This window comes from Flavobacterium notoginsengisoli, assembly GCF_014207905.1.
GTDB lineage: Bacteria > Bacteroidota > Bacteroidia > Flavobacteriales > Flavobacteriaceae > Flavobacterium > Flavobacterium notoginsengisoli_A.
On sequence record NZ_JACHLB010000005.1, the window covers coordinates 24,678 to 39,305 of the forward strand.

Below are 14,628 nucleotides of genomic sequence, written 5' to 3' on the forward strand. Positions count from 1 at the left end.
TGACTCTTAAAGAAAAAAAGAAAAAAAATGAGTTTACCCTTTTATATAGTTGATGTTTTTGCCGATAAAAAATATGCCGGAAATCAATTGGCGGTTTTTATGGATGCAGAGAATTTGAGTTCACAGGAAATGCAGCAGATTGCTCGTGAAATTAATTTTGCGGAAAGCACGTTCGTCACAAAATTAGACAAAGAAAATAATAAAGCAGAGATTAGAATATTTACACCAGCGCATGAAATGCAATTTGCAGGACATCCGATAATTGGAACTTCATGGGTTTTGATGAATAAGATATTCGAAAATGCTCCATCTGAAATAAAATTAGAAGTTCCGATTGGACCAATTGCGATAAATAAAACTGAGGATTTGATTTGGTTAAAAGCAGCACAGCCTAAGTTTTGGGATGTTTTCGCAAAAGAAGATTTTCCATCATTCAGCAACTTGACAATTGATGATTTTGATAATCAATATTTGATACAAGAAGTGACTACGGGAAGTGCATTTGTAATTGTTCCATTAAACAGCAAAAGAGCCTTAGAAAATTTAGTTTTAGATAAAGATAAAACCGATAAATGGCTGAAACAGCATTGTAAAACAGATCATAGAGGACTGTATTTTTATAGTTTCGAAGATTCAAAGCTGGCAACCAGAATGTTATGTGTAGAAAACAATCAATTGGTTGAAGATGCCGCAACGGGAAGTGCCAGTACATGTTTGCAGGCGTATCTTTTAAAATATCATTCTCCTCAAATTGAAGTGACAAACCATCAGGGAGATTACATTGGTCGTCCGTCTGAAATTTATTTTAAAGGGAAATTAGAAAATGATCAGTTCGATATTAAAATCGGAGGAAAAGCTCAGTTTGTGGCTAAAGGAGAGTGGGAAGCTTAGAAATTAGATAATTAAGATAATTAGAAAATTAGATAATGTAAAAAGTGAGATGTAAAAAGTAAAAAAGCAAATGAGGTTGAAAGACGCATTTCACATTTTACAAACAACATTTCACAAAATGATATAAATATGAAATTAAATTGCCAGTATAAAATTATCGTTTTACTAGTATTATTTGTAGGTCAGTTTTCGATTGCGCAAGTTAAGAAAAATGAAAGCATTGGTACTGAAACTGTAAACGTTGTAAAACCGTATTCGCCTACTATATCAGATGCTTTTAAAGTAAAAGAAAATCCTTCGCTTGACGATAGTGGAAATCAGCCGAAAGAAGTAATTAAATACAGTATTTTGTCTGTTCCAGTGGCTTCAACTTTTACGCCTTCTAAAGGAAAAGCGGAAGGTGTGGAAAAAGCAAAAAAAGAAAGATTGTTTAATAATTATGCGACTTTAGGTGTTGGAAATTACAGTACTTTAAATGCTGAGTTATTTGTTAATCAGGATTTAGGCAATAATGATTATGTGGCAGGAATGTTTCGTCATCATTCTTCGCAGGGAGGAATTAAAGATTTGGAATTGAATGATGAATTTTACGATACGGCAATTAATATAGGTTACGGTCAAAATAACAGAGATAATAACTGGAATGTCGATTTAGGCTATCAAAATCAAATCTACAATTGGTACGGACTTCCTTCTGATTTTGGTTCAACAATTCCGGATCAGCGTTATGCTTTAGTGAATAGTATCAATCCAGATCATTCTTATAATACGATTTGGCTTGGTGGAAATGCAGAATTTACAGAAAGTATTTTTAGTGATCTTGCGGCAAAATTTACTCGTTTTTCAGATAGTTATTCTTCATCAGAAAATAGATTTTATGTAAAACCTACTTTTACAGTTGATGTAATGGATCAGGCAATTAAAACCAATGTAATTGTAGATCATGTAAGTGGCTCTTTTGAAAATAATTATTTGCACGATAATATTGAACCAATAAAATATAGTTTAACAAATGTTGGAATCGAGCCAAGTTTTGTAATCAACGAAAATGATTGGACATTAGAATTAGGAGCTGGAATTTTCTACAGTGGAGATTCTGAAAATAGTGGAAACAGATTTTATTTTTATCCAAAAGTAAATGCATCTTATAAATTAGTGGGCGATTTAATGATTTTTTATACGGGAGTAAATGGAGGTTTAAAACAGAATTCTTATGCTGATTTTGTGACAGAAAATCCTTTTTTATCACCAACTTTAAATATGCGTCCGTCTAGTACTCAATACAATGTATTTGCTGGTTTAAAAGGAAAATTAGCTAATAATGTAAACTATAATGTGACAGGTTCATATTTGAATGAAAAAAGCAAAGCATTATTTAAGGCTAATGATTATACAGAAGTAATTACAAATGAAGACTATGCTTTCGGAAATTCTTTTGGAGTCGTTTATGAAAATATTAGAACATTAAGATTTTATGCAGAATTAAAAGCTGATTTCTCTCAAAATGTAACATTCGGAATAAACGGAACTTTTAATAGTTATAATACAGATAATGCAGTTGAAGCATGGAATTTGCCTTCAATGAAATTAAGTTCAACTTTAGACGTTAATATAACTAAGCAGTGGTATGCAGGATTGAATGTGTTTTATGTTGGAGAAAGAAAAGATATGCAGTCAAACATGGCTCTTACAACAGATCCGCAGGTTATAACTTTGAAAAGTTATTTTGATGCCAATGCACATTTAGGATATAAATTCAGCGAGCGTTTGACATTTTTCTTAAAACTAAATAATATTGGAAATCAAGCTTATGAAAAATGGCTGAATTATCCAGTGCAAGGTTTCCAGGTTTTAGGAGGAGCAAATTATAAGTTTGATTTTTAGGCTTATTGCCACAAAGACACTAAGGCACTAAGATTTTATAAAAAAATAAAGTGCCTTTTTTTTTCAGCCATGAACTCATGATTTTTTTGGAGTAGAATCGTGAATTCGTGGCTGTTTTTTTTAATTTTATGACATGGAAGTTAAATTACGTCAAGAAAATGAAAATGATTTTCAAAGTGTCTTTCAATTAATAGAAAAAGCTTTTGAAAAGGAAGAATACAGCGATCATAAAGAACATTTTTTGGTAGAAAGGTTAAGAAAATCTGAAGCTTTTATTTCAGAATTATCGATTGTTGCTGAAATTGAAAGCAAAATCGTTGGACATATTTTATTTACCAAATTGAAAGTTGTAAATGATTCTGATTCGTTTGAATCTTTAGCTCTTGCTCCAGTTTCAGTTCTGCCTGAATTTCAAGGAAAAGGAATTGGTTCAAAACTCATTTTGTACGGACATGAAGTTGCAAAAAAGTTAGGATATAAATCAGTTATTTTACTTGGACATCAAGATTACTACCCAAGATTTGGATATGAACTCTGTGAAAAATACAATATCAAAATGCCGTTCGATGTGCCATCTGAAAATTGTATGGTAATCTCATTGATAGAAAATGGTTTAAAAGGAGTAAGCGGAGAAGTAGTTTATCCAAAAGAATTTTTCGAATAAAAATTGAGACAAAGAAAAAAAACCTTTGCACCTTTGTATCTCAGAACCTCAGTACCTTTTAAAAAATGACTTTCAAAGAAAAAATATATACACATTATACTCAAATGGTTCAGGACAGAATTGATGTTTTTAGAGACATGATTTCGAACTTGACCGAAGATTCAAAAAACGATGCAAAAGGTTCTGCTGGCGACAAACACGAAACGGCCTTATCGATGATGCATATCGAGCAGGAAAAATTGACGAATAAACTGAAAGAAGCAATCAGTCAAATTGCCATTTTAGATAAAATTGATCCGCTTAAAACAACAGAGAATATTGTCTTAGGAAGTTTAGTAAAAGCAAACGGAATTTATCTTTATGTAAGTGTTGCTCTTCCTAAAATTGCAATAGACGGAATTAATGTTATCGCACTTTCTCCTCAATCCCCTTTAGGAAATCATTTAATGGGAAATAAAGTTGGGTTTCAATTTGAAATTAATAAGACACATTATACGATTCAAAGTGTTGAATAATCTTAGTTACTAAGTCTGGAACTTTGTCAAAGTTTTAAACTTTGACAAAGCTTTCTAAAGATAGACATAAAGTAATTCCATGCAGTTTGTCATTTCGAGGAACGAGAAATCTTCGCAAGTAACTCCGCGAAGTATGTTGTTAATTTTTGTCTTTTGTTAAACATAACTCATGGTTTCAACCATGGGACACGTGTAATGTATTGCGTCCGATGGTTGAAACCACGGGTTATATTTGATAAACTATTGTTGAATTTATAATTTCAAAACGGTTTAATATCTCCTCTTTACGAATCTTTCATTGATATTAAAATAACTCAAAAATTAATTCAAAAACCACTCTATACTTTCAATTTTAAAGCAGTTTTTGACTCCAAATTAAAATTTTCAAGTTTCAAGGTTATTTTTACTTCTAAATTTTACATTTTATATGTAAATTGGTTATTTTGGTTTGTATTTGTAATTGAAATTGATATTTGTGTTTTTCAATTGTAACTAATATTACATCTTTGCCTTATCAAATTAAAAACTTAAAATTAAAATATAGAATATTATGTGTGGAATTGTATGTGCCTTTGATCTTAAACAAAAAGCCGAAGCGTTAAGACCTCAAGTATTAGAAATGTCAAAAATCATTCGTCACCGTGGACCAGATTGGAGCGGTATTTTCAGTAATGATAAAGCGATTCTTTCTCACGAGCGTTTGGCAATTGTAGATCCAGCTTCAGGAAAACAACCTTTATTTACAGAAGATAAAAAATTGGTTTTGGCTGCAAATGGTGAGATTTACAACCACAGAGATTTACGTAAACAATTTGCTGGAAAATATAACTTTCAAACAGAAAGTGACTGTGAAGTGATTTTGGCTCTTTACAGAGAAAAAGGAGTTGATTTTGTGGATGAACTAAATGGAATCTTCGGATTTGCCATTTATGATGTAGATAAAGATGAATATTTCGTAGCTCGTGACCATATGGGAATTATTCCATTGTATATCGGTTGGGATCAACACGGAACTTTCTATGTAGCTTCTGAATTAAAAGCATTAGAAGGATACTGTACAAAAATTGAATTATTCCCTCCAGGGCATTATTTATCAAGTAAAGACGGCGAATTTGTACAATGGTACAAAAGAGACTGGACAGAATACGATGCAGTTAAAGACAACGAAACCAGCATTCCAGAAATCAGAAAAGCGCTTGAAGCAGCGGTTCACAGACAATTAATGAGTGACGTTCCTTATGGAGTTTTACTTTCAGGAGGTTTAGATTCTTCTATTACTTCGGCTGTAGCCAAAAAATTTGCGCAAAAAAGAATTGAGTCAGATGATACTACAGATGCTTGGTATCCACAATTACACTCTTTCTCAGTTGGTTTAGAAGGTTCGCCAGATTTAGCTGCGGCAAGAAAAGTAGCAGATCATATTGGAACAATTCACCACGAAATTAAATTTACAATTCAGGAAGGATTGGATGCAGTTCGTGATGTGATTTACAACTTAGAAACGTATGACGTAACTACAGTAAGAGCTTCAACTCCAATGTGGTTAATGGCTAGAGTGATCAAATCTATGGGAATCAAAATGGTTCTTTCAGGAGAAGGAGCAGATGAGTTATTTGGAGGGTATTTATATTTCCACAAAGCTCCAAACGCTAAAGAGTTCCACGAAGAAAACGTTCGTAAATTAGGAAAACTTCATATGTACGATTGCTTACGTGCAAACAAAAGTTTAGCAGCATGGGGGATCGAAGGACGTGTACCATTCTTAGATAAAGAATTTATGGATGTGGCAATGCGCATCAACCCACAAGATAAAATGATCAACAAAGAGCATCCAATGGAAAAATGGGTGGTTCGTAAAGCTTTTGAAGATATGCTTCCAGAAAGTGTTGCCTGGAGACAAAAAGAGCAATTCTCAGACGGAGTTGGATACAGCTGGATTGATACTTTGAAAGAAGTGGTAGCTAGAGAAGTTTCAGATGAACAATTAGCAAATGCGAGATTCAAATTCCCATTGCAGACACCAACTTCAAAAGAAGAATACTACTATCGTTCAATCTTCTCAGAACATTTCCCAAGTGATGCTGCGGCATTATGTGTGCCTCAGGAAGCAAGCGTAGCTTGTAGTACAAAAATTGCTTTAGAGTGGGATGAAGCTTTCAAAAACTTAAACGATCCATCAGGAAGAGCGGTAGCAAACGTTCACGATGATGCTTACGTTAAAGCATAACAGCGAGTTTAATTTTTAGAATTAGTATATATATTGCCGAAAGACGTTCTTGAAAAAGAACGTCTTTCTTGTCTAAAATTGTTAAATTCTAGATTTCAGCTCTTTATAAATATTTTTTGGTAATTAGTAAGCTTACTTTTTTTATATTTGGCATTCTCCGAAATAAAATTAAGTCTCCAAAGATTTTAATGTGGAAAGTATTAGGAAAGCAAAAAATAATATTTAGTTTTGCTTTTAGTGAAAATTTTTAATGATTTTTTAATGTACAGTTTAACTTTAGTTTTGTACAATACAATATAATAATAAAAAGAATACTATGTCTGGATTGTTAGCCGTAATTGGTAAAGGAAAAGACCCCAAACTTGTAAAAGAACTTTCGGAAAGAATGTCTTATCGCGGACCTGATGAAAGTGATATTCATATTATGGAAAATGGCAGCATACTTTGCCATGAAAGTCTATCAATCATTGACCTTAATTCGGGAAAACAACCAATTCAAGGAACAAGTAAAGCCTGGATGGTTCATGATGGCGAAATTTACAATTATAAAGAACTTAAAGAAACAGTTTTAAAAAATCATACTTTTAGAACAAATTCAGATTCTGAGGTAATAGTGCACCTTTATGAAGAATTTGGATATGATTTTTGTAATAAATTAGATGGAGATTTTGCATTTGTTGTAATCGATGGAGATAAGTACATTGCAGGTCGTGATCCGATTGGGGTAAAACCATTATATTATGGTTTGGATGAAAGAGGGCGTATTTATTTTTCGTCAGAAATGAAATCAATTGCAGATCAGTGTAAGTCTTTTTCAACTTTTCCTCCAGGACATTATTATACGGCAAAAACTGGTTTTGTAAAATATTATCATCCAGAATATGAGGATCATAAAAAGGCAACTCAAGGTTTAAATTTGGAGGTTATTCGTCAAAGTTTAATAGAGTCAACACGCAAACGATTGTTGGCTGAAGTTCCTTTGGGAGTGGTGCTGTCTGGAGGTTTGGATACATCTTTAATTTCTGCAGTCACATCAAGATTGTTAAAAGAAAAAGGAGAGAAACTGCATTCTTTTTCTATCGGATTAGGTGCTGATGCTCCAGATAATATTGCAGCTAGAAAAGTAGCTCAATTTTTAGGAACAGAACACCATGAAATTCATTTTTCTGTTGAAGAAGGTGTTGAGATTTTAGAAAAAGTCATCTATCATCTTGAAACTTATGATATTATTTCTGTAAGATCTGGAGTTCCAATGTATTTGTTGTCTAAGGCAATAGCGGATCAAGGGGTAAAAGTGGTTTTATCAGGAGAAGGCGCAGATGAAGTTTTTGGCGGACATTTATATTTTAGAAATGCACCATCTGAAGAAGAATTTCAAGATGAAACAATAGAAAGGGTTCAGAAGTTGTTTACGGCAGATTTGCTTCGTGCAGACAAAACGACAATGGCGCATGGTTTAGAAGTTAGATTTCCATTTTTGGATACCGATTTTTTAGATACTACAATTCGAATTAAAACAGAAGAAAAACAGCCTAAAACCTACGATGGAATTGAAAAATATATTTTGAGAAAAGCTTTTGATATTGCTGAAGATCAATACTTGCCTTCAGAAGTGTTATGGCGTCAAAAAGAACAATTTTCAGATGGAGTTGGATATAATTGGGTTGATGAATTGATTGAATATTGTGCTTCTAAAGTTACAGACGAGCAACTAGCGGGAGCAAACGTAGAATTTCCGTACAATTCGCCTACAACAAAAGAAGCTTACTTATACCGTTCAATTTTCCATAAGTATTATCCACAAGTTAGTGCAGCACAAACGGTTCGTAAATGGATTCCGAAATGGCAAGAAAATCTTGATCCAAGTGGAAGAGCAAATGCTGCGCACTTAAACGGAAATTTTGAAACGGTAAAAAATGGAGTAACTGTTTAATAGGTAAATTTCAAAATAGAACAAATTCCAATTTAGGAATGAAATATTGTAAAAGCCGAAATGCATTAAAAATGTAGTTTCGGTTTTTTTATGCGGTATAATCATTTTGGAATTTTAAAAAAATGGAATTTAAAAATTAACTTTTAGTTTTATTTTTGGGTTTTTCAGAGGATTCTGTTAATAACTTAAGTGCTTTATGTCGTATTTTACTGGATATATAGCTTGCATTTTTATATATTTGCCTGTTAGACAATAATTACATTTTTTACAATAAATTATATGAGCGAAGAAATCAAGAAGAACAATTATTCAGCAGATAGTATTCAGGCATTAGAAGGGATGGAGCACGTAAGAATGCGTCCATCGATGTATATTGGTGATGTAGGGGTTCGAGGACTACACCATCTGGTTTACGAGGTTGTTGATAACTCTATTGATGAGGCGATGGGAGGACATTGTGATACAATTAGTGTTGCAATAAACGAAGATGGTTCGGTTACAGTTGAAGATAATGGTCGTGGTATTCCAGTTGATTTACATAAAAAAGAAGGAGTTTCTGCACTTGAGGTTGTAATGACTAAGATTGGTGCTGGAGGTAAATTCGATAAAGACTCTTATAAAGTGTCTGGAGGTCTTCACGGTGTGGGGGTTTCTGTAGTAAATGCCCTTTCTGTTCACATGAAATCTACCGTTTTTAGAGAAGGGAAAATCTACGAGCAAGAATACGAAAGAGGAAAATCTTTATATCCAGTTAAACAAATCGGAGAGACTGAGAAAAGAGGAACTCGCCAGACTTTCTATCCAGATAATACAATTTTTACTCAGACAACTGAGTTCTCATACGATACGCTTTCAGCACGTATGCGTGAGCTTTCTTTCTTGAATAAAGGAATTACGATTACGTTTACAGATAAGAGAGAGGTTGATGATAAAGGTGAATTTAGAAGTGAAGTATTTCATTCTGATGAAGGACTAAAAGAATATATCCGTTATTTAGATGGTAATCGTGAGCCAATTGTTTCTCATGTTATCAGCATGGATAATGATAAAGGAGAAATTCCAGTTGAGGTTGCTTTAATCTACAATACAAGTTATACAGAGAATATTTTTTCTTATGTAAATAACATCAACACACACGAAGGAGGAACGCACTTACAAGGTTTTAGAAGTGGTTTGACAAGAACACTTAAAAAATATGCAGATGCTTCTGGAATGTTGGATAAGTTGAAATTTGAAATTTCTGGAGATGATTTCCGTGAAGGTTTGACAGCTATTATTTCGGTAAAAGTTTCAGAACCTCAGTTCGAAGGTCAGACCAAAACTAAACTTGGAAACAGAGAAGTAGTTTCTCCAGTTTCTCAGGCGGTTGGAGAAATGCTAGAGAATTATTTGGAAGAAAATCCAAATGATGCTAAAGTGATTATTCAAAAAGTAATCTTGGCAGCTCAAGCACGTCACGCGGCGAAAAAAGCTCGTGAAATGGTGCAGCGTAAAACCGTTATGGGCGGTGGCGGATTGCCAGGAAAATTATCTGACTGTTCAGAGCAAGATCCAGCAAGATGTGAGGTTTACCTTGTCGAGGGAGATTCGGCTGGTGGAACAGCAAAACAAGGACGTGATCGTAACTTTCAAGCAATTCTTCCATTACGTGGTAAGATTTTGAATGTTGAAAAAGCAATGCACCACAAAGTATTCGAAAACGAAGAGATTAGAAATATTTTTACAGCTTTAGGAGTAACAGTAGGAACTGCAGAAGATAGTAAAGCCTTAAACCTTGAAAAACTAAGATATCATAAGGTAATCATCATGTGTGATGCCGACGTCGATGGTAGTCACATTTCTACCTTAATATTAACGTTCTTCTTCCGTTTCATGAAAGAACTAATTGAAGAAGGTCACGTATATATCGCAGCACCACCTTTATATTTGGTTAAGAAAGGAAATAAAAAAGAATATGCTTGGAATGATGTTCAGCGTGACCAAGCTAACGAAAGAATGGGAGGAAGTGCTAATATTCAACGTTATAAAGGTCTTGGAGAGATGAACGCGGAGCAATTATGGGAAACTACAATGGATCCGAATTTCAGAACTTTACGCCAAGTAAATATTGATAGTTTGGCAGAAGCTGACCAAGTTTTCTCTATGTTGATGGGTGACGAAGTACCGCCTCGTAGAGAGTTTATCGAGAAAAATGCAGTTTATGCAAATATTGATGCATAAAATGAAAAATTAATAATTTCAATTCGTTTAATTGTTTAAATTTACTAGACAATTAAACGAATTGTCTTTTTAAAGAATAGGCAATATTAATAACCGATAAAGTATAAAATATGAAAGTTACCATTGTAGGAGCAGGAAATGTTGGAGCTACGTGTGCAGATGTTATTTCTTATAGAGGAATTGCAAGCGAAGTAGTATTGTTGGATATTAAAGAAGGTTTTGCTGAAGGTAAAGCGCTGGATATAACACAATGTGCTACAAACACAGGTTTTAATACAAAAGTATCTGGCGTTACCAATGATTATTCTAAAACTGCTGGAAGTGATGTTGTTGTAATAACATCTGGAATTCCAAGAAAACCAGGAATGACGAGAGAAGAATTAATAGGTATAAATGCAGGAATCGTAAAAGGTGTTGCTGAAAATGTACTAAAATATTCTCCTAATACTATTATTGTTGTTGTATCTAATCCAATGGATACGATGACTTATTTGGCTTTAAAAGCTACAGGTCTTCCTAAAAATAGAATAATAGGTATGGGCGGTGCTCTTGATAGTTCTCGTTTTAGAACTTATCTATCTCTTGCTTTAGATAAACCTGCGAATGATATTTCGGCGATGGTAATAGGAGGTCATGGTGATACAACTATGATTCCGTTAACACGTCTGGCATCTTATAATGGAATTCCAGTTTCTCAATTCCTTTCTGAAGAAGTATTGCAGAAAGTAGCGGCAGATACAATGGTAGGAGGAGCAACTCTTACAGGTTTACTAGGTACTTCGGCTTGGTATGCTCCTGGAGCTTCTGTGGCTTATTTAGTGGATAGTATTTTGAATGATCAAAAGAAAATGATTGCGTGTTCTGTTTTTGTAGAAGGAGAATATGGTCAAAATGATATATGTATAGGAGTTCCTTGTATAATTGGTAAAAACGGAGTAGAAGAAATCATAGATATTAACTTAAATGATCAGGAAAAAGCATTATTCGTGAAAAGTGCAGATGCAGTTCGTAGTATGAATGATGCCTTAAAAACGATTTTAGTATAATAAAAACCGCAAAAAAGAGAAAAGGCTGCACTTTTGCAGCTTTTTTTTTGAGATTAATTAATAAATAAATTGGTTAATATTTTCGTTAATTATATATTTGCTCGGTTTAAAAAAAAATTGGTAATTCGTGATCTCGTATTTTTGTTTTAAAAAATCATGTCAGGGCTTATTTTATGGGACTTTAAAACAAAAACAAAAATAAAACATAATTAATTTTTAGTAATAATGCAGAATAAAGGACTTATTAAATTTTTCGCAATTCTATTTGCATTGGTAAGTATTTACCAACTATCATTCACTTTTGTGGCAAATGGCGTCAAAAGTGAAGCTAAAGCTTTCGCAGGAGACAATCCTGATAAAGAGCTGAAATATTTAGATTCTATTGGTAAAGAAAAAGTATTAAATCTTGGTTTTACTGATTTCACTTATAACGAAGTGAAAAACAAGCAACTTAACAAAGGTCTTGACTTAGAAGGAGGAATCAACGTTATTCTTCAAATTTCTATTAAAGATGTATTAAAAGGTTTGGCTAATAATTCTAAAAATCCAGTTTTTAATAAATCATTAGCTGATGCATCTGCAAATTTAGAAGGAAATAAAACATATTTAAGTAAGTTTTTTGAAGCTTTTGAAGCTAATTCAAAAGGTTCTGTGAAATTAGCATCTCCAGATATTTTTGCAAACAGAAGTCTTCAAGGAGAAGGTGGTGTTGATTTTCAAATGTCTGATGCTCAGGTTCAGAAGGTTATCAAAAGAAAAGTTGATGAGTCTGTAGAAAGTGCTTTTAAAGTATTAAGAGAGCGTATCGATAAATTTGGTGTTACACAACCAAACATCCAGAAATTAGGAGAAACAGGAAGGATCTTAGTAGAGCTTCCAGGTGCTAAGGATGTTGATAGAATTAAAAAATTATTAGGTGGAAAAGCTCAATTAGAGTTCTGGGAAACCTATAAAATGGAAGAAATTGGAAACTTCTTAGTTGCTGCTAACGAAGCTTTAAAGAAAACAGAAGTAGCTAAAGTAGAAACTAAAACTGTTGCTAAAGATTCATTAAATGCTTTATTAACAGATTCTAAAGATTCTGCTGATGTTAAAAAAGGTAACAATCCTTTATTTGATAAAATCGTAGGTCAAGGTGGTGGACCAGTTTTAGGTTATTTCGCGACAAAAGATACTGCTGCAATCAATGGTTATTTAAAAAGACCAGAAATTAGAGTTTTATTAGCTGCTGATCAGCATTATGCTAAATTTGTTTGGAGTAAACCAACTACTATTAAAGATCAAAAAGCAAAAGATTTAGCATCGGCAAAAGATCTTGAAGTTGTTGAATTATATGCATTAAAAGGAAACAGAGACAATAACCCAGCTATGAGTGGTGGTGTTGTTACTGATGCAAAAGATACTTTTGACCAAATGGGTAAACCTGCAGTTTCTATGCAGATGAATAGTCAAGGTGCTAAAGTTTGGGAAGAATTAACAGGTAGAGCATTTGCTCAAAAAAGCTATATCGCTATTGTTCTTGATGACATCGTATATTCTGCTCCTGGTGTTACAAGTGGTCCTATTGCTGGAGGAAGATCTGAAATTACAGGTTCTTTTGATGTTGCTGAAACTAAAGATTTAGCTAACGTATTAAATGCAGGTAAATTACCAGCTTCTGCAGATATTATTCAATCAACAGTTGTTGGTCCATCTTTAGGGCAAGCGGCTATTGATGCAGGTACAATTTCTTCTGTATTAGGATTCTTATTAGTTTGCGTTTGGATGGTATTCTATTATGGTAAAGCTGGTTGGTATGCAAATCTTGCTTTATTATTAAACTTACTATTCTTATTCGGAATTATGGCAAGTTTTGGTTTCGTATTAACATTGCCAGGTATTGCAGGTATCGTATTAACACTTGGTACAGCGGTAGATGCGAACATTATTATCTACGAGAGAGCAAAAGAAGAATTGCGTGAAGGTAAATCACTTTCAGAGGCTGTAACAGCTTCTTACGGATGGCATGGTGCAATGCGTTCTATTATTGATGCTAACGTTACTCACGTTTTAACTGGAGCTATCTTGTTTATTTTCGGAACAGGACCAATTAAAGGTTTCGCGTTAACATTATTAATTGGTATCGTAACTTCATTGTTTACTTCTATCTTTATTGCTAGAATTTTCATTGACAGAAATATTGCAGGAAAAGCAGATTTAACTTTCTCTACAAACATTACTAAAAACTGGTTTACAAACTTCCACTTTGACTTTATTAAAGTTAAAAAGTTCACTTATATCTTCTCTTCTATTGTAACAGTAGTAAGTTTAGTTTCTATCTTCTTCGTTAACGGATTAGATGAAGGTGTTGACTTTGTTGGAGGTAGAACTTTCCAAGTGAAATTTGAAAAAGCTGTAGACGCTACTGTAGTTTCAGATGAATTATCTGCTGCTTTTGGTACTCCAGTTGAAGCTAAAATTTTAGGTGATGATGATCAATTGAAAATCACAACTAAATATAAAATTAAAGAAGATGGTGTTGCTATCGATGAAGAAGTAAACCAAAAATTATACGCTGCTTTACAGAAATATTTCCCAAATACTACTTATGATAAATTCATCAATTCATTTGATGGAAAAAGAGTAGGTGTATTACAAGCTTCTAAAGTTGGTGCTTCTATCTCTGAGGATATTAAAACTAACTCATACTGGGCAGTTCTTGGGGCAATGGCAGTTATTTTCTTATACTTAATGGTATCTTTCCGTAAATGGCAATATTCATTAGGTGCGATTGCAGCTGTTGCGCATGACGTAATCTTTGTATTAGGAATTTACTCTTTATGTTATAAATTCATGCCATTCCACATGGAAATGGATCAGCACTTTATTGCAGCGATTTTGACTGTAATTGGTTACTCTATGAATGATACTGTAATTGTATTTGACAGGGTAAGAGAGTTTATCATCGGAAACCGTAAAGGAAGTTTCGAAGATATCGTAAACGCTTCTATTAACACTACATTATCAAGAACGTTGAATACTTCATTAATGATGATCATTGTATTATTGACGATGTTTATCTTCGGTGGAGAGTCTATCAGAGGATTTATCTTTGCAATGTTAATCGGTATTATTGTAGGTACTTATTCTTCATTATTTATCGCAACACCAGTATTGGTTGATACGATTTCTAATGATGAGAAACATACAATTGAAGACAAACACAACAAAGCATAATTATACTTTGTTTTTAATCATAAAAAGATCCA

At 33.3% G+C, this 14,628-nt stretch carries 9 protein-coding genes; all 9 read left to right on the plus strand.

Going from position 1 to position 14,628, the window contains the following annotated elements; all coding sequences use genetic code 11:
- Positions 1-27: 27 nt before the first annotated feature.
- Positions 28-891 carry a PhzF family phenazine biosynthesis protein gene (locus HNP35_RS15210; RefSeq protein WP_184163815.1) on the plus strand — a complete coding sequence of 288 codons (864 nt, stop codon included), beginning with the start codon at positions 28-30 and terminating at the stop codon, positions 889-891.
- A 129-nt stretch (positions 892-1,020) separates the two neighbouring features.
- Positions 1,021-2,775 (plus strand): TonB-dependent receptor, encoded by a 1,755-nt coding sequence (locus HNP35_RS15215; RefSeq protein ID WP_184163818.1) that lies wholly within the window; start codon positions 1,021-1,023, stop codon positions 2,773-2,775.
- Positions 2,776-2,908: 133 nt separating this feature from the next.
- The gene (locus tag HNP35_RS15220; protein ID WP_184163821.1) at positions 2,909-3,439 is read left to right on the plus strand and encodes a GNAT family N-acetyltransferase; all 531 of its coding nucleotides are present in this window, start codon (positions 2,909-2,911) and stop codon (positions 3,437-3,439) included.
- A 65-nt stretch (positions 3,440-3,504) separates the two neighbouring features.
- On the plus strand, positions 3,505-3,954 hold the full coding sequence (locus HNP35_RS15225) for a hypothetical protein (RefSeq protein WP_184163823.1): 450 nt from the start codon (positions 3,505-3,507) through the stop codon (positions 3,952-3,954).
- A 550-nt stretch (positions 3,955-4,504) separates the two neighbouring features.
- Positions 4,505-6,181 (plus strand): asparagine synthase B, encoded by a 1,677-nt coding sequence (gene asnB / locus HNP35_RS15230; RefSeq protein WP_184163826.1) that lies wholly within the window; start codon positions 4,505-4,507, stop codon positions 6,179-6,181.
- 316 nt (positions 6,182-6,497) lie between these two features.
- A complete protein-coding gene (gene asnB / locus HNP35_RS15235) occupies positions 6,498-8,114 on the plus strand; it encodes an asparagine synthase B (RefSeq protein WP_184163829.1) in 1,617 nt (538 codons plus the stop codon).
- Positions 8,115-8,393: 279 nt separating this feature from the next.
- Positions 8,394-10,334: a DNA topoisomerase (ATP-hydrolyzing) subunit B gene (gene gyrB / locus HNP35_RS15240; protein ID WP_184163832.1), complete on the plus strand. Its 1,941-nt coding sequence runs from the start codon at positions 8,394-8,396 to the stop codon at positions 10,332-10,334.
- 110 nt (positions 10,335-10,444) lie between these two features.
- On the plus strand, positions 10,445-11,380 hold the full coding sequence (mdh, locus tag HNP35_RS15245; RefSeq protein ID WP_184163835.1) for a malate dehydrogenase: 936 nt from the start codon (positions 10,445-10,447) through the stop codon (positions 11,378-11,380).
- 225 nt (positions 11,381-11,605) lie between these two features.
- Positions 11,606-14,596 carry a protein translocase subunit SecDF gene (gene secDF, locus HNP35_RS15250; RefSeq protein ID WP_184163838.1) on the plus strand — a complete coding sequence of 997 codons (2,991 nt, stop codon included), beginning with the start codon at positions 11,606-11,608 and terminating at the stop codon, positions 14,594-14,596.
- Positions 14,597-14,628 lie beyond the last annotated feature (32 nt).

Coding starts and splice junctions, on each gene's coding strand:
- gyrB (WP_184163832.1), top strand. CDS start 8,394: ATGAGCGAAGAAATCAAGAAGAACAATTATTCAGCAGATAGTATTCAG.
- asnB (WP_184163826.1), top strand. CDS start 4,505: ATGTGTGGAATTGTATGTGCCTTTGATCTTAAACAAAAAGCCGAAGCG.
- HNP35_RS15215 (WP_184163818.1), top strand. CDS start 1,021: ATGAAATTAAATTGCCAGTATAAAATTATCGTTTTACTAGTATTATTT.
- HNP35_RS15210 (WP_184163815.1), top strand. CDS start 28: ATGAGTTTACCCTTTTATATAGTTGATGTTTTTGCCGATAAAAAATAT.
- HNP35_RS15225 (WP_184163823.1), top strand. CDS start 3,505: ATGACTTTCAAAGAAAAAATATATACACATTATACTCAAATGGTTCAG.
- secDF (WP_184163838.1), top strand. CDS start 11,606: ATGCAGAATAAAGGACTTATTAAATTTTTCGCAATTCTATTTGCATTG.
- asnB (WP_184163829.1), top strand. CDS start 6,498: ATGTCTGGATTGTTAGCCGTAATTGGTAAAGGAAAAGACCCCAAACTT.
- HNP35_RS15220 (WP_184163821.1), top strand. CDS start 2,909: ATGGAAGTTAAATTACGTCAAGAAAATGAAAATGATTTTCAAAGTGTC.
- mdh (WP_184163835.1), top strand. CDS start 10,445: ATGAAAGTTACCATTGTAGGAGCAGGAAATGTTGGAGCTACGTGTGCA.